Raw genomic sequence first — 21,586 nt, 5'->3', positions numbered from 1 at the left:
CGCAAATGTATTCCTTCAATGGTAACAATCATGGAGATTAGTGTTTACAAAAAAGCGCAGAAGGCTTCCTTTGAGAAACACCTTCTGCGCTTTTTTGTTTTACATTGCGATCCAGCCCAGAGCATTTGCCACAGAGCTGATCAGGATAATGGCCGCAAAGATGGGGCACAGATACTGGATCATGAAGTTGAAGATCTTTTTGCGGCGGAAGGGCTTGCCGCTCAGCGTCACCTCTTCTTCGATTTTCTGCACGCCGATCACGCGGGACACCAGCAGGCAGGTAGCAATGGCTGCAATGGGCATCATGACAGAGTTGGTGAGGAAATCGAAGAAATCCAGAAACTGCATCCCGAACACCGTTACGCCCGCCAGCGGGCCATAGCCCAGTGCCGAAAGGCTGCCCAGCGCCACCATGATCAGGCCGATCAGTGCCGTTGCGCGCTCGCGGCTCCAGCCCAGCTCGTCCTCAAAGGTGGAGACAGCGCTCTCGGTCAGGGCAATGGAGCTGGTCACGGCTGCAAACAGCACCAGCAAAAAGAACAGGATGCCCACCACATGGCCAAAGCCCATGCTCTCGAACACCTTGGGGATGGTAATGAACATCAGCGCCGGGCCGGCCTGCAGGGTGTCCGGGTCGCCGCCGGAGAAGGAGAACACCGCCGGAATGATCATCAGGCCCGCCATGATGGCAATGGCCGTATCAAACACTTCCACGTTCTCGGTGGATTCCTCAATGGAGACATCCTTTTTCATATAGGAGCCAAAGGTGACCAGAATGCCCATAGCGATGGACAGCGAATAGAACATCTGGCCCATGGCCGTGACCACCGTCATCCAGGAAAAGTTTGCCACGTTCGGCACCAGAAAATACTTCACACCTTCCAACGCACCCGGGCGCGTGACCGAATAGCCCGCAATGACCACCGAAAGCACCACCAGCACCGGCATCATCACCTTGGAAACACGCTCCACGCCGTTGCGCACACCGGCAAAGATGATGGCCAGCGTAAAGGCCGTGAAGATCAGAAAGCACACCTCTGCCGACAGTCCGCTGGAAATGAAATTGGAAAAATAGCCGTCCTGTGAAAGCTCACTGCCATGGCCGCTGATATACTCCGACAGATAGCGGATGACCCAGCCGCCGATGACCGAATAGTACGGCACGATCAGAATGGGAATGACCGCATTGATCCAGCCGCCGAACCGCAGGCCGCCCTTTTTGCCAAAGGCTCCAAAGGCACCCACCGGGCTTTTGTGGGTCATGCGGCCCAGTGCCGTTTCGGCCACGATCATCGTGTAGCCAAAGGTGGCGGCCAGCACGATGTACACCAGCAGAAAAATGCCGCCGCCGTATTTCGCGGCGAGGTACGGAAACCGCCAGATGTTGCCCAGACCCACCGAAGCGCCTGCGGCCGACAGCACAAAGCCGATCTTGCCGGAAAAGGCGCTGCGCTTTTGTTTTTGCGTATCCATGATTTAATTCCTCTTTTCCTATATTCCTATACACAAGTGGCCTTAGTGTACCATATCTGTCCGTCAAATACAACGGTCCCGCCTGTTTGCGTGCAAAAAAAAACAGCGCCCCGCAAGGGAGCGCTGCCTGTTTTTTTATAAGAGGTATACGCGTTGCACTCAGAAGATGCTGTAGCCCAGCAGCTGCGGCAGGGCGGTAGTAAGCGGGCCCCACAGGCTGATGGAGATCAGAACGATCACGTTGCAGATCACGTAGGGCGCTGCGCCCTTGAAGATCTCGATGATGGGCATACGGTTGATCTTATTGCAGGCGTTCAGGCACATGCCGACCGGCGGAGTGACCAGACCGATGGCCAGACCGGTGATCATCATGGCACCGAACTGCAGCGGCGAGAAGCCGTACTGCACCATGACCGGCAGCAGGATGGGGGTGAGCAGCAGGATGGCCGGGCTGACGTCGATGAAGGTGCCGATCATCAGGATCAGCACATCGAAGATCAGCGCAATGGCCCATGCGGGCATGTTCAGAGACATGAAGAAGGCACCCACCGTCTGCGGCACCTTCTGCATGGTCAGCACCCATGTGAAGATGGTGGTGAAGCCGATGATGAGCATGATGGAGGAAGAAGAGATCAGGGTCTTTTTCAAAGCTTCCCAGACACCCTTCCATGTCAGCTCCTTGTAGACGAAGAAGCCCACCAGCATGGAATACAGCACGGCCACACCGGCACTTTCGGATGCAGTGCACACGCCGAAGGAAACGCAGATGATGATGAACAGCGGCATGATGAGGGCAGGGATGCCGGAAAGCAGGCTCTTGGCGGCGCGCTTGCCGTCAAACTTGACCTTTTCCGGATGCCAGCCCTTCTTGGCGCTGATGATGTACACCAGCACCAGCTGGGTCAGACCGATCAGGATGCCGGGCACGGCACCTGCCACGAACAGCGCACCCACCGATGCACCGGAGATCATGGAGTAAACGATCATGGGTGTGGAGGGCGGGATGATCATGCCCATGGTAGAGGATGCCACCGTGATACCGGCAGAAGCTTCCGGCGGGTAGCCTTCCTTCTCCATGGCGGGGATCAGGATGGAACCCAGAGCCGAGGTATCGGCCACAGAGGAACCGGAAATGCCGCCAAAGATCATGGAAGCCACAATGTTCACTTCGCCCAGACCGCCGCGGATGGGCCGCAGCAGTTCCATGCAGAAGTTAATAATGCGCTGGGTGATGCCACCGGTGTTCATCAGTTCGCCAGCCAGCATGAACAGCGGCATGGCGATCATCAGCTCACTGTAGGCACCGTTCCACACGCGCTGCGGCAGCATGGTGATAAAGGTAGGTGCATAGATCAGGATGTAGGTCACGCAGGAAGCACCGATGGCGAAAGCCAGCGGGATGCCCAGCGCGGCAAAGAAGATCAGCAGCACCAGAAGGATGAGCATTGCCATAGTTGTGTATTCTCCCCTTTCCGCTTATGCGTCGTCACGGCTCAGCGCCTGATTCTTGGGCGCAAAGTAGGAAATATCGGCCTTGTACAGGGTGATGATCTTGATCACGACGCAGATGGCACAGATGATGCCGCACACCGGCATGATGCCGTACATATACATCATGGGGATCTCCATGCCCTGACTGATCTGCTTACCGGCAACGCCCACATACTTGAAGCCCTGATAGGTGAACACCAGCACCACGGCCAGCACGATGAGGTAATTGACGATAGCCAGCCAGCGCTTGCGGGCAGGCTTGACACCGTCGTAAAGGATGTCGATCATGACGTGCTCGTCCTTGATCACGTTGATGCCCATGCCCCAGAAGGTGGTAAAGGCAAACAGGGTGGTGTTGAACTCTGCCAGCTGCTTCCAGCTCAGGGAGAAGCAGTAGCGCGCAATAACGGTAAAGATCACAAGAGCCGCCAGCAGTGCCATGGCGATCACGCCGATGGTAAAATACACGTCGAACAGCTTTTTCCCGAATTTTTTAAGGTTTTCGATGGTGCTCAGCCCCTTTCGGTTATTTTACAACTTTTTCCATCGGCCTGTTACAGCAGAGGGCAGCCCGCAGGCTGCCCTCTCGCCTTTACCGTAACATGGCCGTTTTTGCCTTTGGTCGTTTCTGCTTATGCCTTTGCGACGATATCCTGCATCTCCTTGATCTCGTCGGCGGTGCAGATGCCCTCGGTGACACACTGGTCGTACACGGACTGCACAGCGGTCTGGAAGGCCTTCAGCTCATCGGCAGAGGGCTCGTAGACTTCGCAGCCGGAATCCACGATGGTCTGCTTTGCGGCGCTGGAGTTCTTGTCGATCAGCTCGTCGTTGTACTCGCCCATCTTGGTGGCGCACTCGGTAATGATATCGCGGTACTCCTCGGGCAGGCTGTTCCACCATGCTGCGTTCACATAGAAGGGGTCCGGATGGAACTGGTAGTTGACCTCGGTGAAGTACTTCTGCACTTCATAGAACTTCATGCCCTCCACGTTGACCCAGGGGTTCTCCTGACCGTCTGCAACGCCGGTCTTCAGGCCCATGTACAGGTCGGAGTACGGGATGGTGGTGGTGGTAGCACCCATTGCCTGGAAGGTCATGTCAATGGTCTTCATGCCGTTGGTGCGCATCTTCAGGCCCTTCAGGTCTGCGGGAGCCTTGATGGGGTGCTTGGAGTTGGAGAACTGGCGGTAGCCGCCTGCATCGCACAGGTTAATGATGACAGTGCCCGTCTCGCCCTTGGCCTCAGCGCACACCTTCTGTGCCAGATCGCTCTGCAACAGAGCCGTGACCTGCGCACGGGTGTTGGTCAGGAAGGGCAGGGTGAACATCAGCAGACGGGGGCTGAAGTCGAACTGACCGCCGCGCATGCCCTGCACGGTGCCGGCCACGACCTGCTCCAGCATCTCCTTCTCGGTGCCCAGCTGGCCGTTGCCGTAAACTTCGATCTTCACATGGCCGTTGGTGGCCTCTGCCACATCGGCGGCAAACTGCTCCATGGAAACAAAGCGGGGGTTGCCCTCGGGCTGTGCATGACCCACGGTCATGGTGAAGTCGCCCAGAGAAGCAAACTTGTCCTCACCGGCTGCAGCAGCGCTGGCTGCGGTGCTGGTGGATGCTGCGCCGGAAGCAGCCGGAGTGGATGCACCGGAACCGCCGCAGGCTGCCAGAGCACCTGCAGCTGCCATTGCACCAGATACCTTCAGGAAATTGCGACGAGAGATCTTTTTCATAATCTTCCTCCTTGTTTCAGGGGCACCGTTTTGCCTCATACGCCAGCAAAGTTTTTAGCGATCCCCTGTATACAGCATTTTCATTGCACGCTAATCGTAACAGAAAATTCACATCCGCACAAGAGCCAAACTTCACCAACTTCGCAAAGTTTCTTTGTGCATAACTAACAATCTTATCCGTTTCTCGTGGAAACTGTTACAATCCGATGACACAATTCCGTTCATTTTCATCTGATATATCAATTTTTTGTCAAAAATGATAAATTTCGGAGCTTTTCCTATACTTGTATACAGGCTCTTGTATACTTCATCCTCATGCGTTGACAATCTCTTTTGGGCAGGCTAAAATAGAACTATCTTATCATCAACTGTATAAATGGAGTGTGAGCACATGGCTGAACAGCTGCATCCGGAGGACATCTACCAGACGCTGGAATATGAGATCGTTACGCTGAAGATCAAGCCCGGAGAGACCATCAGCGAAAATCAGCTGTGCAAACGGTTCGGCATTTCGCGCACACCGGTGCGCACTGCTCTGCAGCGGCTGGAGCAGAATGGCTTTGTGCAGATCATTCCCTGCAAGGGCACCATCGTCACCCCCATTGATCTGGATATCGTGGATCAGATCGTGTACCAGCGCACCGCTGTGGAAAGCATGGTGCTGCGCGATTTCATTCAGGTCTGTTCGCCCAAAGAGTACATCGAAATCAAGCACAAATATGACCTACTGGAAGAGATGGCCCAGACCATGACCGACCCGGACAATGTGGATATCAATGCCTTCCTGACGCTGGATCTGGAAATGCACGCCATCTGGTTTTGCAGCATGAACAAGTGGTACATCTGGCAGAACCTGACAAAGCCGCAGCCGGATTATTCCCGCTTTACCCGTCTGGATGTGGTGCGGGCCAACAATGTGCCGGATGTGCTGAGCGAGCACCGGGAAATTTTGCGGGTGATCCGGGAAAAAGATCTGGATGCCATTGAACCGCTGATCCGGCAGCACCTGTACGGCGGCCTGCGCCGCATGGGCACCCAGCTGTACGCAGAAAAGTACAGATCCTATTTTACCGGCATCTGAACCAATGAAAAACAGGCGCATCCGCCAGCCCTTCGGCCTTTGGATGCGCCTGTTTCGTTTTTTTGTATGATTTACTGCTTGTGGTACTTGCGGTCCTCTTCCTCGTAAACAGGGTCACAGGTCAGGTACATTCCCAGCCGGTTCAGGGTGCTGGTATCCACACCCGAGAGCAGCACGGTGGAGTGCACATCGCAGCCCTTGAGGTTGGGCAGCTGATGCATGGCCGCTGCAGCCTGCTCGTTGGAAGCAGCCGAGCTGGAAAGTGCGATCAGGATCTCGTCGGTGTGCAGGCGGGGATTCTTGCCGCCCAGATAGTTGGTCTTGAGGGTCTGGATGGGCTCAATGGAAGCTGCGCTCACAAGGTCGGTCTCCTGCGGGATGCCGGCCAGCACCTTGAGAGCATTCATCAGAGCAGATGCTGCTGCACCCAGCAGCGGACCGGTCTTGCCGGTAACAACGGTGCCGTCCGGCAGCTCAATGGCGGCAGCAGGGGCTCCGCCGGTGCTCTCGCTGCGGGCATGAGCCTGCTTTTCCACTTCGCGCTGGCCCACGGTCAGGTCGGCCTGATTCATCAGCAGTTCCAGCTTGTAGCGCTCGGTCTCCTTGACCGTGCCGGTGATTTTCTGCTCACACAGGCACTTGAAGTAGCGGCGCAGGATCTCCTTGCGGGAGGCTTCGCGGCAGACCGCATCGTCCACGATGCAGTTGCCTGCCATGTTCACGCCCATGTCCGTGGGGGACTTATACGGGCTTTTGCCAGCGATCAGCTCAAACATGGCGTTCACCACCGGGAAGATCTCAATATCGCGGTTGTAGTTGACGGTGGTCACGCCGTAGGCTTCCAGATGGAACGGGTCGATCATGTTCACATCGTTCAGGTCGGCTGTAGCGGCCTCGTAGGCCAGATTCACCGGGTGCTTGAGGGGAATGTTCCAGATGGGGAAGGTCTCGAACTTGGCGTAACCGGCCTTCACGCCGCGCTTGTACTCGTGGTACAGCTGGGAAAGGCAGGTGGCCATTTTGCCGCTTCCGGGGCCGGGGGCCGTGATGACCACCAGCGGGCGCTGGGTCTCGATGTAATCGTTCTTGCCGTAGCCCTCGTCGCTAACGATGCGGGCCACATCGTTGGGATAGCCGGGAATTTTGTAGTGGCGGAAGGTGCGGATGCCCAGACCGTTCAGCCGCTTTTCAAAGGCCTCCACCTCCGGTGCAGCGGCGTACTTGGTCACGCACACGCTGCCCACATACAGGCCTACTTCCTGGAAGGCATCGATCAGGCGCAGCACATCCAGATCGTAGGTGATGCCGTAGTCGCCGCGGATCTTGTTGCTGATGATGTCCTCGGCGCTGATAACGATGACCACCTCGGCCTGATCCTTCAGCTGCAGCAGCATCTGCAGCTTGGAATCGGGCTGGAAGCCCGGCAGTACGCGGGACGCGTGGTAATCATCGAACAGCTTGCCGCCGAATTCCAGATAGAGCTTGTTGTCAAATTTCTTGATGCGCTCGCGGATATGTTCTGACTGCATCGAGAGATATTTGTCGTTGTCAAATCCAATTTTCATCGTTCGTTTCCTTTTTCCTCTTTGCTGTGCCCGGCACACCGCACCGGAACTTTTCCATAACAGAAACAGTATACCACACTCAAAAACCGGGTGCAATCCAAAAGGAGGCCCGTGCGGCTTTTTTCCAGCAAATGCGGTGTTTCGCGCTGTTCTTTGCTGTATTTTTTGTGAAAATGGTTCTTGCCGCGTTTTTGACAGCGGGTGTATCATGTTATATCTGATGGCTCATGCTTGGCAAAGTACACACCAGCGTCTACAATGAAGACAGGAAAAGGCACTGCCCGCAAACGGCAGACCTCTTACCGGCAATTAAATTTCAAAAGAAAAGTAACCGCCTGGATTGGAAGTCGTGGGCGGTTACTTTTTCTTTTTATCCTTCTGATCCTTCGCGCGATCCTGCGTGATACAGCAAGCCCCCGGGTCTCCCCGGGGGCTTGCTGCGGCTTTATGAAGTATCTCGAATATGGAGAGAATGGCGTTTATTCTGCGTCGGTACGGTTTTTCTTGAGCAGGCTCAGGATCACAGCACCCAGCACGCTGCCCACAGCCAGCGCCACACAGTACAGAGCGGTATGGTCCACGACTGGGAACACGAAGATGCCGCCGTGCGGTGCACGCAGAGCGCAGCCGAAGGTCATGGAGAGCGCACCGGCCACCGCTGCGCCGGCCACGCAGCTGGGCAGGACGCGCAGCGGATCTGCTGCTGCATAAGGGATCGCGCCCTCGGTGACGAAGCACAGGCCCATGACGTAGTTCACGATGCCGTTGCGGCGCTCGTCGGCAGTCCACTTCTTGGGGCAGAAGGTGGTGGACAGGGCGATGGCGATGGGAGGGACCATGCCGCCCACCATGACAGCGGCCATCACCTCATAGTTGCCGGAGGCAAGGGCTGCCGTGCCAAAGACGTAAGCTGCTTTGTTGAACGGGCCGCCCATATCAATGCTCATCATACCGGCTACGATGGCACCCAGCAGCACCTTGGAGGTGCCGCCCATGGCGTTCAGGCAATCGGTCATGGCAGTGTTGATCATGCCCATGACCGGGTTGATGCCGCACATCACCGCGCCGAGGATGAGCATACCGCCCAGCGGGTAGATGAGCATGGGACGGATGCCATTCAGGCTGGCAGGCAGCTTTTCGGTGATCTTTTTCAGCAGCTCGACGATGTAGCCTGCAGCAAAACCGGCCAGCAGTGCAGCAAGGAAGCCGCCGGAAACACCGGTGGTCTCACCCGCTGCAATTCCTGCAAAGTTGGTGCCGTTCATGGCCAGCACACCGCCCACAAAGCCGACTGCCAGACCCGGACGGTCTGCAATGGACATAGCAATGAAGGCCGACAGGATGGGCAGCATGTAACCGAAAGCTGCGCTGCCCACCGTCTTAAAGAAGGCAGCGACCGGGGTGTTCATGCCAAAGTTGGAGGGATCGATGGTGTAATCGTCCAGCAGGAACGCCAGTGCGATCATGATGCCGCCGCCCACCACGAAGGGCAGCATGTGGGAAACACCGTTCATCAGGTTCTTGTACAGAGTGCGGCCAAAGCTGTCCTTGCCGGAAGCATCCTCGGCGGCCTGTGCGCCGCCCTCGGCGTGGTAAACAGGCACCTCGCCGTGCACGATCTTCTTGATGAGCTCCTCCGGCTTGTGGATGCCATCGTCCACCCGGGTGAACAGCACCGGCTTGCCGTCGAAGCGGGCGGTCTCCACCTTCTTTTCTGCTGCCACGATGATGCCGTCGCAGTTTGCGATCTCTTCTCTGGTGAGGATGTTCTTTGCTCCATCCGAGCCATTGGTCTCCACCTTGGTGGGCAGACCCAGCTTGTCGCCGGCCTTGGTCAGGGCTTCCGCTGCCATATAGGTGTGGGCGATGCCGTTGACGCAGGCGGTGACGGCCAGAATACGGTAGCCGTTCTGGGGGATCTCCTGCTGGGTGAAGCTCTCTGCGCCGAACTGAGCCTCCTCCTGTGCATCAATGCAGTCAAGGAACTCTGCCGGGGTCTTTGCGGCTTTCAGCTTGGCCACAAAGTCCTCGTTCATCAGCATCTGCATCATACGGGCCAGCATGTCCACATGCAGGCTGCCGTTTTCCGGGGCCGCAATGGCAAACAGCAGGTCGGTGGTACCGTCGTCCTCGGCATTGTACTGCACAGGGCTGCTCAGCCGCAGCGCCGCCAGACTGGGCCGGGTGACTACATTGGTCTTGGCGTGGGGCACCGTGATGCCGTTGTCCACATAGGTGGAGCCCTCCGCCTCACGGGCATAAAGGGCCTTTTTGTAGGCTTCCTTGTCCGTGATGTTGCCATGGGTGGCCTGCAGCTCCACCAGACGGCTGATGATCTGCTCCTGATCGGTCAGAGCCTCATCCAGTGCGATGGACTGCGCGGTGAATAATTCCGTAATACGCATGATTTTTCTCCCTTCCTGTATAACTGCAACCCTCTCCGTCACAGAGGGTCAGATTTCCTTCATCAGTTCGTCGATTTTTTCTTTGGTGGCAAGACCCAGACTGAACGCGGTGGCGCTGCCGCAGGCGGTGCCCAGACGCAGTGCAAAGGAATAGCTCCGGGTCTGCATCCAGCCAGCCACAAAGCCGGCCACCATGCTGTCGCCTGCGCCCACGCTGTTTACGACCTTGCCCTTGGGGCAGCCGATGCGATGCACCTCGCCATTTTCGTCCACCAGCAGGGCACCGTCGCCCGCCATGCTTACCAGCACGTTGCAAGCACCCTTTTCCTGCAGGGTGCGGGCCGCAGCAATGATCTCTTCGTCCGTAGTCAGCACCCTGCCCACGATCTCGCCCAGCTCGTGGTTATTGGGCTTGATGAGGAAGGGGTGGTACTGCAGCACGTTCACCAGCAGGTCGCGGGTGGCATCCACCACAGCACGCACGCCCCTGCCCTGCAGCCGGGCCAGCAGCCGCTCGTAGGTATCCTGCGAAAGGCTTGCCGGAATGCTGCCCGCCAGAATGAGGATATCGTCCTCGTTCAGGCTGTCCAGCTTCTTTTCCAGCTCCTGCATGGCGCTCTCCGGAATGTCGGGGCCCGCGCCGTTCAGCTCGGTCTCCTGCCCTGCCTTGATCTTGACATTGATGCGGGTCATGCCCTGTTCCAGATGCACAAAATCGGTCTTTAAGCCCTGTGCAGCAAGACCGCGTTCCAGCCATGCGCCGGTCTCACCGGCCACAAAGCCCAGCGCCACGCCCTCGCAGCCCAGCTGTGCCAGCACACCGGACACATTGATGCCCTTGCCGCCCAGCACGCAGTCCTCGCCTTTGGCGCGGTTCACCTCGCCTACTTCCAGCGGTGCATCCAAACGCACCACATAGTCAATGGCCGGGTTGAATGTTACGGTATAAATCATGCTTCCGTCTCCTTTACCAGCGTGAATTGTTCGTATTTGGGGTTGGGGCAGCGGTTGGTGAGAATGGCACCGCCCTGCAGGTCGGCAATGACTGCCGGGTAGATGCGGGAAAACTTGGCATCATCCACAAGGAACCAGGCTTCCCGTGCACGGTGCACTGCCGCTGCTTTCACGGCAGCTTCCTCGGGGTCCGGCGTGGTAAAACCGGCATCCAGCGCCACACCGTTGGCACCCATGAACGCCTTGGTAAAATTGTAGCGCTGCAGGCTGGTGACTGTGGGTGCACCCACAATGGCTTCGGTCTGGGGCCGCAGCAGTCCTCCGGGCAGATACACCCGGCAGCCCTTTCGGGCCAGTGCTCGGGCATGGGCCACGCCGTTGGTCACATAGCTGGCCTTGAGGGCATCCCCCGCCAGTGCGCGCACCAGCTCCAGCGTGGTGGAGCCTGCATCGATGAACACAAAATCATCGGCGTTGATGAGCTTTGCCGCCGCCTGCGCGATGCTGCGCTTCTGCTCCACAGCCTGCGACTCCTTGGCCTCCATGGTGGGTTCATCCGCCAGAAAACGGCTGTCCGGCAGGGTGGCACCGCCGTGCACCTTGTTCAGCTTGCCCAGCCGGTCCAGTTCGGTCAGGTCGCGCCGGATGGTGGATTCGCTGGTGTTCAGCGCCTCGCACAGTTCCTGCACCGTCACGGTGCGCTTGCGGTTCAGCTGTTCCATGATCAGGCTGAAGCGTTCTTCTGCCAGCATCGGCATCCTCTCCTTTAGCTTTATTTTCGTTTGACGGTTTGTGACCGTTTGTGCGTTTTTTTGGTTGATTGCATCTTTATTATAGCAAATACAGTGCCAAAATCAATCACTTCCAGTCAATTTCGTTCATTTTCGTTCACAAAAATTTGTCTTTAAATTTGTGCAGGGAGCACAAAAGCTGGGATACAAGCATTTTGTGCAAACGAAAAAGCCGCCGTGCGTACCAATCGCACAGCGGCCGGAGAGATGGCTTATTGAGGAATCACTCGGCAGTCCAGTAGAAATCGTCGCCGGGCATTGCGCCGCCCACTGCCTTGGGGTCGGCATCAAACAGCACCTGCAGATAAGCGGATGCGTTGGTCTTGAGTTCGTCGCCGGTCAGGCAGACGATGTTGCAGTTGGGCAGGGCCTTCTTGGCAATGGCAGCCTTGGCCACAACACCCTGCTCCTCGCACAGAGCGGCAGTGCCGTCCAGATCGGTGTTGGCAGCTTCCACGCTCTTGGCGTAGTCGGTCAGGAATGCGGCCACAACATCCGGGTGTTCCTCGGCATACTCCTTGCGCACCACGGTCACGCCGGTGATAAGCTGGGTATCTGCGACCTTGTTCCATTCCTCGGTCAGGTCGAGGGCCACACGCAGGGTGTCGTCCTGCAGGCCGGCTGCAGTCACATAGGGCTGGGGCAGAACTGCAATGGCATCCTCGGTATTGGCCATCTGGGCCGTGACCTCGGTGGCCTCGCTGTAGTATTCAATGGTCACGTCCTTGTCCGGGTCGATGCCATTGGCGTTCAGAAGATAGCGCAGCACGTACTCCGGCGTGGTGCCCTTTCCGGTGGACAGGATGGTACGGCCTGCAAGGTCTGCCATGGACTGGATCGTATCGCCGCCTTTTTCCACTACGTACAGCACGCCCAGCGTGTTGACGGCCACAGCCTGAATGCCGCCCTCCGTCTTCTGATACAGGGTGGCGGCCAGATTCGCCGGGATGGCAGCCATGTCCAGCTCGCCCTTCATCAGCAGCGGCACGATCTCATCGGCAGCGCCGTAAAGCTGCAGGTCGTAATCCATGGAAGCGGTGCCATCCTCTTCCATGCTCAGCAGGTTGACAAGGCCCATGGTGGTGGGGCCTTTCAGGCCGGCAATGCGCAGAGCATCGGTGGTGGACAGTTCCTTGGCTTCCTCACTGGAAGCGGCTTCCGAAGCAGCCTCGGAGACAGCTTCGCTGGAAGCTGCACTGGATGCAACAGAGCTGGATGCCGCACCGCCGCAGGCGGCAAGGCTCAGCGCAAGGGCCAGAGCCAGCAGCATGGATGTCAGTTTTTTCATGCGGGGTTCCCTCTTTCCTCACAAGACCGCGCCGTTTTGTGCCTGAAAATTTTGCACAGAACCATGGGTCGGTCTTTTCATATTTTTTACAAGGCAAATTTGCAAAATCATTTGCTTTGCGGGTCTAAGTTTACTATAATAGAGTCAAAAATACCGTTGCGTGTGCAACGGAATTGCAGGAGGGCTGTGGGAAGCCGGATCTTTCCCACGGAATTGTGATGAAAAACTTTCTTCCGCTGTTATGCTCCACCTCTTTATTCAATGGTCTGACCCCTGAAGAGCTGCAGACCCTGCTGGCCCAGCTGGGTTCCGTTATGCGCAGCTACGGCAAAGGCGAAGCGCTTGTTCTGGCGGGCGAACCCAACCGCAGGGTGGGCATCGTGCTGTCCGGTGAGCTGGAAGCCTACCGTCCCGGGCCGCAGGGTGCGCGCATTCCCATCACCCACATGGAACCGGGCGGCGTGTTCGGCGATGTGCTGAGCGGTTCCAGTCTGGCAAGCCCGGTCACGGTGATGGCTTCGGTGCCCTGCGAGGTGCTGCTGATCCCCTACGAGCGGCTGCTGCTTTCGGATGGCAGTCCGGCGCACCAGCAGACATTGCGCAATCTGGTGCGCACCATCAGCGATAAATATTTTTCCCTCTCCCGCCGCATCGACCTGCTGGTGCTCAAAAGCCTGCGGGCCAAAGTGTGCGCCTATCTGCTCAGTGAAGCCGAGCGGGCTGGCAGCCTGACCTTCAGCATCCCGTTCTCCCGCATCCAGCTGGCAGATTACCTGAACTGCGACCGCAGCGCCCTCAGCCGCGAGCTGAGCCAGATGCAGCGGGACGGCCTGCTGGACACCTACAAAAGCAGCTTCAAGCTGCTGGAGCCTGAGGTACTGAAGCAAATGGTGCAGTGACCATTTGAATAGCCGCCGCGTGCGCTTTGGCTGTATTCAGCTTGAATTTTATTTTTATATTTGAGTTTTAGAAAAATCTACGGATTTTCTCAAACTCTTTTTCACTGGAAGGCCGTAACCGTCAGCGGCATCATCTTGTTATTTTTAATATAGGAGTATTTTTAAATATGTCAAAACCGATTTTATGGATCGTGATCCCCTGCTACAACGAGGAGCAGGTGCTGCCCATTACAGCGCCCATGTTTCTGGAAAAGATCAGCGGCCTTGCCGCACAGGGCCTTGTGAGCGAGAAGAGCCGGGTGCTGTTCGTGAACGACGGCTCCAAAGACAAGACATGGGAACTGATCCAGAGTTTTGCCGCACAGGACGAGCACTACATCGGCATTTCCCAGAGCCGCAACCGCGGCCACCAGAACGCCGTGCTGGCAGGCTTGATGGAGGCACTGCACAGCGGCACCTGCGATGTTACCATTTCCATCGACTGCGATGGTCAGGACGACATCAACGCCATGGACGAGATGGTTAAAAAGTATCTGGACGGTGCCGAGGTGGTCTACGGCGTGCGCAGCCGCCGCGATACAGACACCTTCTTCAAGCGCTTCACCGCCGAGGGCTTTTACCATTTGATGAACGCTCTGGGCGCAGACATCGTGTTCAACCACGCAGACTACCGCCTCATCAGCACCCGTGTGCTGGAAAGCTTTGCCGACTACAGGGAAGTGAACATTTTCCTGCGCGGCATGGTGCCGCTGGTTGGCTTCAAGAGCGAGGTAGTCACCTACGAGCGCCACGAACGCCTTGCCGGTGAGAGCCACTATCCGCTGAGCAAGATGCTGGCCCTTGCCTTCGACGGCATCACCAGTCTTTCCAACAAGCCCATCCGCCTTATTACCGGATCTGGCATCTTTGTGAGCCTGATCAGCTTTATCGGAGTCATCTGGGCCATCATCGAAGCTGCCATGGGCAGCGTGGTGGCCGGCTGGGCCTCCACTATCTGCATCGTCTGCTTTGTGGGCGGCGTGCAGCTGGTATGCTTAGGCGTGATCGGCGAGTATATCGGCAAAATTTATATGGAGACGAAAGCCCGCCCGCGCTACATCATCAGCGAGCGCACCTGGGCACCCTACGAAAGGAAGTATCACGGATGAGCAAACAGAGCTGGCGGGGCAGCACCCTGCTGAACCCGGAACCGCCGGTATTGGTGTCCTGCGGCGGGCTGGAAAAGCCAAACCTCATCACCATCGGCTGGACGGGCACCATCTGCACCCAGCCCAGCATGGTGTCCATCAGCGTTCGGCCGGAGCGCTACAGCCACCACCTCATCAAGGAAAGCGGACAGTTTGCCATCAATCTGCCCACCGAAGCGCTGGTGCGTTCGGTGGACTGGTGCGGCGTGAAAAGCGGCCGTGATGTGGATAAATTTGCCGCCTGCGGCCTGCATTCTGCCCCCGGCAGCGTGCTGACCGACTGCCCCATTCTGGAAGAAAGCCCGGTCAATCTGGAATGCAAGGTAACTCAGGTGATCCCGCTGGGCAGCCACGACCTGTTCCTTGCCGAAGTGGCAGCCTGTGATGTGGACGAAAGCCTGCTGGACGAAAACGGCAAGCTGTGTCTCGAAAAGGCAAAGCTCATCGTCTACAGCCACGGTGACTATCTGGCACTGGGCAAAAAGCTGGGCACCTTTGGCTACAGCGTGCGCAAGAAAAAGCCGGTAAGGCGTAAAAAATAATTTACATTTCATCGCTTGACTTTTGCCCAAAACTGCATATACTAAAGATAGGCAATGAGATGAAGGCCTGTTCCGTGGTTACCACGAAAAAACCAAAAGCCCCCCGGTACTGATACTACCGGGGGGCTTCTTGGGTTAGTGCTTACTGCCCTTGAAGAACAGGCTGTCAAGCCACTTGCACAGATAGTAGGCAACTACCTCTGCTCCGACAGTCTGTATAAATGAGATGAAGGCTTCCATTGGTTACCACCTCCTTTCCGCGGTTAGGGGAATGGAGAAGGGCCGCAGGAACAGCATAGCACAAAAACCGGTATCGCGCAATTTTGACGCAATACCGGTTTTTGTGCATTTATTCGTGCTTCACGCGCTGGATCTCGCCCAGATCGTAGGGGGTGTTCTGGTAGACGTAGTAGTTCAGCCAGTTCTCATACAGCAGGTGGGCGTGGGCACGCCAGCGGAACAGTGGCGGCTTTGTGGGATCATCGTCCGGGTAGTAATTCACCGGCACATGGATGGGCAGGCCCTTGTCCACATCGCGGCGGTACTCCGAATCCAGCGTGTACTTGTCGTACTCCGGGTGGCCGGTGACAAAGATCTGCCGTCCGTTCTCGGTGCTCATAAGGAAGGGCCCAGCCGCATCGCTCTCGGCAAGGATGCGCAAAGCCTTACAGTTGTCCACATCCTCGCGGCTGATGCCGGTGTGGCGGCTGTGGGGCGCATAGAACACCTCGTCAAAGCCGCGCACCAAAGGGTTCGACGGGCGGGTGACCCGGTGCTCGAACACGCCGAACATCTTTTCCGGCAGCAGCTGCTTGTGCACGCCGTAGTGGTAGTACAGGCCCGCCTGTGCGCCCCAGCACACATGCAGGGTGGAGTAGACGTTCGTCTCGCTGAAGTCCATGATCTCGCACAGCTCCGGCCAGTAATCCACCTGCTCAAAGTCCATGGTCTCCACCGGTGCGCCGGTGATGATCATGCCGTCGTAGCGGTTGTTCTTCACCTCGTTGAAGTTCTTATAGAACGATTCGAGGTGTGCTGCCGAAACGTGGGTCGCCGCATGGCTGGCCGTCTGCAGCAGGGTCATGTGCACCTGCAGGGGGGTATTTGCCAACAGACGGGCGATCTGGGTCTCGGTGGTGATCTTGGTGGGCATCAGGTTCAGGATCAGGATCTCCAGCGGGCGGATGTGCTGGGCAAGGGCGCGCTCACGATGCATGACGAAGATATTTTCGTTGTAGAGGGCATCGTAAGCAGGCAGGGTCTTGGGGATGATCAGCGGCATAGTTCGTACTCCTAACGATTTAGAATAGCCTCCGCTGACGCTCTGGCTATCTTCAGCGGAATTTATTTTTATATTTTGCGTTTGTCGCGCCCTGCGGGGCGCTCCAAACGCGTTTTTACGAGAAGGGCCGGAACCGATAGATGCTGCTGAACTCACCTTTTAGATCTTATCCAGCGCCTGTGCAATATCTGCGATGAGGTCTTCGCTGCTTTCCAAGCCGCAGCTCATGCGCACCAGCTCTGCGGGCACACCGGCGGCTTTCAGCTGCTCATCGTTCATCTGGCGGTGGGTGCTGGATGCAGGGTTCAGGCAGCAGGTGCGGGCATCGGCCACATGGGTCTCGATGGCTGCCAGCTTCAGGTTCTTCATAAAGATGCTTGCAGCCTCACGGCCGCCGGCCAGACCAAAGCTGACCACGCCGCAGCTGCCGTTCGGCAAGTATTTTTCAGCCAGTGCATGGTACGGGCTGGACTCCAGGCCGCAGTAGTTCACGTAGGCCACCTTGGGATGGCTTTCAAGGAACTCTGCCACGGCCATGCCGTTGGCACAGTGGCGCTGCATCCGGACATGCAGGCTTTCCAAACCGAGGTTCAGCATGTAGGCGTTCATGGGCGACTGCATGGAGCCAAAGTCACGCATCAGCTGCGCGGTAGCCTTGGTGATAAAGGCACCCTCTTTGCCGAAACGCTCGGCGTAGGTGATGCCGTGGTAGCTGTCGTCCGGGGTGCACAGGCCGGGGAACTTCTCAGCGTGGGCCATCCAGTCGAACTTGCCGCCGTCCACGATGGCACCGCCCAGCACCGCGCCATGACCGTCCATGTACTTGGTGGTGGAGTGGGTCACGATATCCGCGCCCCACTCAAAGGGGCGGCAGTTGACCGGCGTGGGGAAGGTGTTGTCCACGATCAGCGGCACACCGTGGGCGTGAGCAGCCTTGGCAAACTTCTCAATGTCCAGCACGGTCAGGGCCGGGTTTGCGATGGTCTCACCGAACACCACCTTGGTGTTGGGCCGGAATGCGGCGTTCAGCTCTTCCTCGGTGCACAGCGGGTCCACAAAGGTGGCTTCAATGCCCATCTTCTTCATGGTGACGGAGATCAGGTTGAAGGTGCCGCCGTAGATGGTACTGGATGCCACGATGTGGTCGCCTGCTTCGCAGAGGTTGAACAGGGCAAAGAAGTTTGCAGCCTGACCGCTGCTGGTCAGCATTGCAGCCGTGCCGCCTTCCAGCTCGCAGATCTTCTTAGCCACAAGGTCGCAGGTGGGGTTCTGCAGACGGGAATAGAAGTAGCCGTCGGCTTCCAGATCGAACAGCTTGCCCATGTCTTCGCTGGTGGCATACTTGAAGGTGGTGGACTGAACAATGGGGATCTGGCGGGGTTCGCCGTTGCCGGGGGTGTAACCGCCCTGCACACAGATGGTATCACGATTCATACTACATACTCCTTTACTGGGTTTGTCCATATAGCACAATTCCCCGCAGGAGTGCAGCGGCCTCCGGCGGGGAATTGAAACGTTAAATTTTAGTTCCCGTCCGGGGCTTAAATCAGGCTTGAACTGCTTTGTTTCGGTCAGCAGCCTCGCCCTCTCCGTCACGGCTCACGCCGTGCCACCTGTTCCCCGCTTTGCCACCTGCGGTGACATTTCTCCCCGATGCGGGGAGAATCTTTCCCAAAGTGGGAGGCTTTGGCATAATGAATATGTTTCCGGTTCTGCCAAGGGCTCTCCCTTTGGGAGAGCTGTCGAGCAAACGCGAGACTGAGAGGGCGAGGACACTTTTCTTACTTCCGCAGCCGCTTATCGCTTCTGGTGGCCCAAGCAGTGCCCAAAGTCTGGAACACCTGAACCATCAGCACCAGCAAAATGACACACACGATCATGATATCGGTCTGGTAGCGGTAATAGCCGTAGGACAAAGCGATCTTGCCCAGACCGCCGCCGCCAATGACACCGGACATGGCCGAGTAGCCCAGAATGGTGGTCAGTGCGGTGGTCATGCTGGAGATCAGGCCGGGCAGGCATTCCGGGATCATCACCTTGGTAATGATCTGGAACGGCGTTGCGCCCATGCTCTGGGCCGCTTCCACCACGCCCTCGTCCAGCTCGCGCAGGCTGGTCTCCACCAGACGTGCCACGAACGGGAAGGCTGCCACCACCAGCGGAACGATGGTGGCTTTGGTACCCACCGTGGTGCCCACGATGGCACGGGTAAGCGGGAATACACAGATCATCAGGATCAGGAACGGAACACTGCGCAGGATGTTGATAACGATGTTGAGAATGTGCATCAGCCAGCCGGGCAGCGGCAGAATGCCGTCCTTATCACCGGCCACCAGCAGCACACCCAGTGGCAGGCCCAGCACCAGCGCAAACGCGGTGGAAAGGACCGTCACATAAAAGGTCTCCCAGATGGCAAAGCCGTAATCTGCAATACTCATTCGCCGGTCACCTCCTCTACCGTAATGCCGGGCTGGGCGCGCATATAGGCCGCAGCCTGCTTTGCCTGCTCCACATCAGCGGGCAGCTTGAGCAGCATGGAGCCGTAGCACTGACCGCTCAGGTCGCGGGTGTCGGCGCTGAGCACCGACACCAGAACGCCTTTTTCTGCGGCAAGGCTTGCCACCAGCGGTTTTGCCGTGGACGAACCGTTGAAGGTGACGCGCACCACATGGTCGTCCGGTGCAAAACTGGACAGATCCCGCGCGGCGCTGCCGCCGTTGGGTGCCACCAGACGCTTTGCTGCGGGCGTTTTGGGGTTCGAGAAGATCTCCTGCACGGAGCCTTCCTCCACCACAACGCCGCCGTCCAGAATGGCAACATGATCGCAGATCTCTTCCACAACGCTCATCTGATGGGTGATGACCACCACCGTGATGCCCAGCTTCTTGTTGATGTCCTTGATCAGGGTCAGGATCGCATGGGTGGTGTTGGGGTCCAGTGCGCTGGTGGCTTCATCGCAGAGCAGAACTTTGGGGTCCGTTGCCAGTGCGCGGGCAATGGCAATGCGCTGCTTCTGGCCGCCGGACAGCTGTGCCGGGTAGGCGTTGGCCTTATCGGGCAGGCCCACCACTTCCAGCAGCTCTCTGGCACGCTTTTCGGCCTCCGCCTTTTTCACACCGGCCAGCTCCATGGGGAAGCAGATGTTCTTCAGGCAGCTGCGCTGCATCAGCAGATTGAACTGCTGGAAGATCATGGTGATCTCGCGGCGGCGCTCACGCAGCTGGGCTGCGTTTAAAGTCTCCATAGCGGTGCCGTCGATCACAACGCTGCCCTCGGTGGGGCGTTCCAGCAAGTTGATGCAGCGCACCAGCGTGGATTTGCCCGCACCGGACATGCCGATGATGCCATAAATGGAACCATCCGGGATGGTGAGGTTGATGTCCTTCAGCGCATTCACCGCGCCGTCCTTCATCTGGAAGGTCTTGGAAAGATGTTTGATCTCGATCACAGAAATTGCTCCTTGCTGTTGAATAAACTCCTTCAGTCAAACCCTTGCGGGTTTGCCAGCTCCCTCATGGAGGGAGCCTGAAACAGAACGGTCAGGCAAAGGCCCCCTCCCCGAGGGGGCTGTCACCGCAAGGTGACTGGGGGAGTCTGCTTAGCCCTCGATCGGTGCCAGACTGTCCTGCTTGCCGCCGTAGATGCCCATAGGCTCCACGTGGATGCCGGCAACCGTCACCAGATGGGTGCCGTGCTCTGCATTGAAGTCGTCCAGATACGGCTGATGCTGGAAATAGTTGGTATCGCACTGGCCGTCCTCAACGATGTTGTTGGGAATGATGTAGTCGTCGTACTCCTGAATATCCAGCGTGATGCCCTTTTCGGCCAGAATGTCCTTGCAGATCTCCAGAACCTCGCAGTGAGGAGCCGGCGTAGCAGCGCAGCTGACGGTCTCGCCGTTCAGTGCATCGTAGTCGATGGAGGAGTCATAGCCGTCGGTGGGGTTCTCCACAACGGACACCACAGCGCCCTTGTAGTTTTCATCCATGAACTCCTTCACCTTCTGGCTCTGCAGAGCAGCGGCCAGAGCCTTGATCTTCGGCTCTTCCTGATTGCCGTCCTTGCAGACCAGAATATTGACGTAAGCAGAGGTGCCGTCCTCCATTGCCAGAGCATCGGTCATGGGGTCCAGACCAGCGGAGATGGCGTAGTTGGAGTTGATGACGGCGTAGTCCTCGTCCTGCAGGACGTTGGGCACCTGAGCAGCCTCGACCTCATCGACGGAAACATTCAGAGGGTTCTCCTCGATGTCCTTTGCGGTTGCGGTCAGGCCTGCATCCGCCTTCAGCTTAAAGAAGCCGTTCTTCTCCAGCAGGGTCAGGGCGCGTGCTTCGTTGGTGGTGTCGTTGGGCACAGCCACCTTCACCTTGTCCAGCTTAGCCACAGCAGAAGAAGCTGCGGAAGAAGCAGTGCCGGAAGCAGCAGAAGATGCGGTGGAAGAAGAACCGCCGCATGCGGTCAGGGCAGCTGCAGCAGCTGCAGCACCGGTAACTTTCAGAAAATCACGACGAGTAATCATAGTTTTGTTCCCTCTCTATTTGCTTATTATAATGTACAGCGGCCCGCACGGCACAGTTCCGTGCTAAGGGCCTTTGACGGATGCATGAAAAAAGCTCCCGTCCTTGACCTTGAGCCAACGCTCAGACAAGGACGGGAGCATAACATACTTCCGTGGTACCACCTTGGTTTACCATACCCTCACGGGCACAGCCTCGATGCTGCGGCAGCTTTGCTGCTTACAGCCGGACGCTGTAACGGGCGCATCCCGTTGCAAACTTAGCGCTCATGCGCCTCGCCCACACGGCTCCGAGACCATTTTCAGCTTCCTGTTTCCTGCCCTTTTCCATCGCCCGGGCTTTCTGGTAAGGATCAATGCGAAGGCCTACTCTTCTCTT

General features: G+C 57.5%; 18 protein-coding genes. 4 read left to right on the top strand and 14 right to left on the bottom strand.

All coding sequences use genetic code 11. The features are described 5' to 3' along the window. Positions 1-99: 99 nt before the first annotated feature. The 4 genes from DWV57_RS12900 to DWV57_RS12885 all read right to left on the bottom strand — a co-directional run bounded on the left by DWV57_RS12900 (position 100) and on the right by DWV57_RS12885 (position 4,697). The gene (locus tag DWV57_RS12900) at positions 100-1,473 is read right to left on the bottom strand and encodes a sodium-dependent transporter (RefSeq protein ID WP_120020994.1); all 1,374 of its coding nucleotides are present in this window, start codon (positions 1,471-1,473) and stop codon (positions 100-102) included. A 159-nt stretch (positions 1,474-1,632) separates the two neighbouring features. Then, on the bottom strand, positions 1,633-2,925 hold the full coding sequence (locus DWV57_RS12895; RefSeq protein WP_097780898.1) for a TRAP transporter large permease: 1,293 nt from the start codon (positions 2,923-2,925) through the stop codon (positions 1,633-1,635). A 24-nt stretch (positions 2,926-2,949) separates the two neighbouring features. Next, positions 2,950-3,432, bottom strand: a complete 483-nt coding sequence (locus DWV57_RS12890; RefSeq protein WP_243089099.1) for a TRAP transporter small permease subunit — start codon at positions 3,430-3,432, stop codon at positions 2,950-2,952. 164 nt (positions 3,433-3,596) lie between these two features. Continuing rightward, complete coding sequence (locus tag DWV57_RS12885; protein WP_120020993.1) at positions 3,597-4,697, bottom strand: TRAP transporter substrate-binding protein; 1,101 nt, start codon at positions 4,695-4,697, stop codon at positions 3,597-3,599. Positions 4,698-5,088: 391 nt separating this feature from the next. On the opposite strand from DWV57_RS12885, the gene DWV57_RS12880 reads away from it, so the two are divergent. After that, entirely contained in the window at positions 5,089-5,778 is a 690-nt protein-coding gene (locus DWV57_RS12880; protein ID WP_118529159.1) for a GntR family transcriptional regulator, read from the top strand. Positions 5,779-5,849: 71 nt separating this feature from the next. On the opposite strand, the gene DWV57_RS12875 is transcribed toward DWV57_RS12880, so the two are convergent. From DWV57_RS12875 to DWV57_RS12855, 5 genes are all read right to left on the bottom strand, one after another. Next, the gene (locus DWV57_RS12875; RefSeq protein ID WP_097776665.1) at positions 5,850-7,343 is read right to left on the bottom strand and encodes a DUF1846 domain-containing protein; all 1,494 of its coding nucleotides are present in this window, start codon (positions 7,341-7,343) and stop codon (positions 5,850-5,852) included. Positions 7,344-7,822: 479 nt separating this feature from the next. Next, entirely contained in the window at positions 7,823-9,748 is a 1,926-nt protein-coding gene (locus DWV57_RS12870; RefSeq protein WP_120020992.1) for a fructose-specific PTS transporter subunit EIIC, read from the bottom strand. Between the two features lie 48 nt (positions 9,749-9,796). Then, complete coding sequence (gene pfkB, locus DWV57_RS12865) at positions 9,797-10,702, bottom strand: 1-phosphofructokinase (protein WP_120020991.1); 906 nt, start codon at positions 10,700-10,702, stop codon at positions 9,797-9,799. Beyond that, positions 10,699-11,454 carry a DeoR/GlpR family DNA-binding transcription regulator gene (locus DWV57_RS12860; RefSeq protein ID WP_120020990.1) on the bottom strand — a complete coding sequence of 252 codons (756 nt, stop codon included), beginning with the start codon at positions 11,452-11,454 and terminating at the stop codon, positions 10,699-10,701. Before DWV57_RS12860 ends, pfkB begins: the two co-directional genes overlap by 4 nt. A gap of 262 nt (positions 11,455-11,716) precedes the next feature. After that, positions 11,717-12,781, bottom strand: a complete 1,065-nt coding sequence (locus DWV57_RS12855) for an MqnA/MqnD/SBP family protein (RefSeq protein WP_097776668.1) — start codon at positions 12,779-12,781, stop codon at positions 11,717-11,719. A gap of 218 nt (positions 12,782-12,999) precedes the next feature. Here DWV57_RS12855 and DWV57_RS12850 point away from each other — a divergent pair, with 218 nt between their 5' ends. The 3 genes from DWV57_RS12850 (at position 13,000) to DWV57_RS12840 (ending at position 15,409) form a co-directional block, all read left to right on the top strand. Further along, entirely contained in the window at positions 13,000-13,680 is a 681-nt protein-coding gene (locus DWV57_RS12850) for a Crp/Fnr family transcriptional regulator (protein ID WP_097776688.1), read from the top strand. 167 nt (positions 13,681-13,847) lie between these two features. Then, the gene (locus DWV57_RS12845) at positions 13,848-14,828 is read left to right on the top strand and encodes a glycosyltransferase family 2 protein (protein WP_120020989.1); all 981 of its coding nucleotides are present in this window, start codon (positions 13,848-13,850) and stop codon (positions 14,826-14,828) included. Beyond that, complete coding sequence (locus tag DWV57_RS12840; protein WP_120020988.1) at positions 14,825-15,409, top strand: flavin reductase family protein; 585 nt, start codon at positions 14,825-14,827, stop codon at positions 15,407-15,409. Before DWV57_RS12845 ends, DWV57_RS12840 begins: the two co-directional genes overlap by 4 nt. A gap of 349 nt (positions 15,410-15,758) precedes the next feature. Here the strand turns inward: DWV57_RS12840 and metA are convergent, their stop codons facing one another. From metA to DWV57_RS12815, 5 genes are all read right to left on the bottom strand, one after another. Next, entirely contained in the window at positions 15,759-16,691 is a 933-nt protein-coding gene (gene metA / locus DWV57_RS12835) for a homoserine O-succinyltransferase (RefSeq protein ID WP_005946493.1), read from the bottom strand. A 159-nt stretch (positions 16,692-16,850) separates the two neighbouring features. Beyond that, positions 16,851-18,125: an O-acetylhomoserine aminocarboxypropyltransferase/cysteine synthase family protein gene (locus DWV57_RS12830; RefSeq protein ID WP_120020987.1), complete on the bottom strand. Its 1,275-nt coding sequence runs from the start codon at positions 18,123-18,125 to the stop codon at positions 16,851-16,853. Between the two features lie 347 nt (positions 18,126-18,472). Continuing rightward, on the bottom strand, positions 18,473-19,129 hold the full coding sequence (locus tag DWV57_RS12825; protein ID WP_097773982.1) for a methionine ABC transporter permease: 657 nt from the start codon (positions 19,127-19,129) through the stop codon (positions 18,473-18,475). Beyond that, positions 19,126-20,139: an ATP-binding cassette domain-containing protein gene (locus tag DWV57_RS12820; protein ID WP_120020986.1), complete on the bottom strand. Its 1,014-nt coding sequence runs from the start codon at positions 20,137-20,139 to the stop codon at positions 19,126-19,128. The genes DWV57_RS12825 and DWV57_RS12820 overlap by 4 nt, the downstream gene beginning before the upstream one ends. Before the next feature lie 150 nt (positions 20,140-20,289). After that, positions 20,290-21,210: a MetQ/NlpA family ABC transporter substrate-binding protein gene (locus DWV57_RS12815; RefSeq protein WP_097776673.1), complete on the bottom strand. Its 921-nt coding sequence runs from the start codon at positions 21,208-21,210 to the stop codon at positions 20,290-20,292. Between the last annotated feature and the right edge of the window lie 376 nt (positions 21,211-21,586).

The organism is Faecalibacterium sp. AF10-46, assembly GCF_003604105.1.
GTDB lineage: Bacteria > Bacillota > Clostridia > Oscillospirales > Ruminococcaceae > Faecalibacterium > Faecalibacterium taiwanense.
Note: the sequence above shows the minus strand (reverse complement) of the source record. Positions and strands in the feature narration are given on the sequence as shown.

What these genes read in the sequence shown, in the direction of transcription:
- DWV57_RS12900 (WP_120020994.1), bottom strand. Translation starts at nt 1,473, where the DNA reads ATGGATACGCAAAAACAAAAGCGCAGCGCCTTTTCCGGCAAGATCGGC.
- DWV57_RS12895 (WP_097780898.1), bottom strand. Translation starts at nt 2,925, where the DNA reads ATGGCAATGCTCATCCTTCTGGTGCTGCTGATCTTCTTTGCCGCGCTG.
- DWV57_RS12885 (WP_120020993.1), bottom strand. Translation starts at nt 4,697, where the DNA reads ATGAAAAAGATCTCTCGTCGCAATTTCCTGAAGGTATCTGGTGCAATG.
- DWV57_RS12880 (WP_118529159.1), top strand. Translation starts at nt 5,089, where the DNA reads ATGGCTGAACAGCTGCATCCGGAGGACATCTACCAGACGCTGGAATAT.
- DWV57_RS12875 (WP_097776665.1), bottom strand. Translation starts at nt 7,343, where the DNA reads ATGAAAATTGGATTTGACAACGACAAATATCTCTCGATGCAGTCAGAA.
- DWV57_RS12870 (WP_120020992.1), bottom strand. Translation starts at nt 9,748, where the DNA reads ATGCGTATTACGGAATTATTCACCGCGCAGTCCATCGCACTGGATGAG.
- pfkB (WP_120020991.1), bottom strand. Translation starts at nt 10,702, where the DNA reads ATGATTTATACCGTAACATTCAACCCGGCCATTGACTATGTGGTGCGT.
- DWV57_RS12860 (WP_120020990.1), bottom strand. Translation starts at nt 11,454, where the DNA reads ATGCTGGCAGAAGAACGCTTCAGCCTGATCATGGAACAGCTGAACCGC.
- DWV57_RS12855 (WP_097776668.1), bottom strand. Translation starts at nt 12,781, where the DNA reads ATGAAAAAACTGACATCCATGCTGCTGGCTCTGGCCCTTGCGCTGAGC.
- DWV57_RS12850 (WP_097776688.1), top strand. Translation starts at nt 13,000, where the DNA reads ATGAAAAACTTTCTTCCGCTGTTATGCTCCACCTCTTTATTCAATGGT.
- DWV57_RS12845 (WP_120020989.1), top strand. Translation starts at nt 13,848, where the DNA reads ATGTCAAAACCGATTTTATGGATCGTGATCCCCTGCTACAACGAGGAG.
- DWV57_RS12840 (WP_120020988.1), top strand. Translation starts at nt 14,825, where the DNA reads ATGAGCAAACAGAGCTGGCGGGGCAGCACCCTGCTGAACCCGGAACCG.
- metA (WP_005946493.1), bottom strand. Translation starts at nt 16,691, where the DNA reads ATGCCGCTGATCATCCCCAAGACCCTGCCTGCTTACGATGCCCTCTAC.
- DWV57_RS12830 (WP_120020987.1), bottom strand. Translation starts at nt 18,125, where the DNA reads ATGAATCGTGATACCATCTGTGTGCAGGGCGGTTACACCCCCGGCAAC.
- DWV57_RS12825 (WP_097773982.1), bottom strand. Translation starts at nt 19,129, where the DNA reads ATGAGTATTGCAGATTACGGCTTTGCCATCTGGGAGACCTTTTATGTG.
- DWV57_RS12815 (WP_097776673.1), bottom strand. Translation starts at nt 21,210, where the DNA reads ATGATTACTCGTCGTGATTTTCTGAAAGTTACCGGTGCTGCAGCTGCT.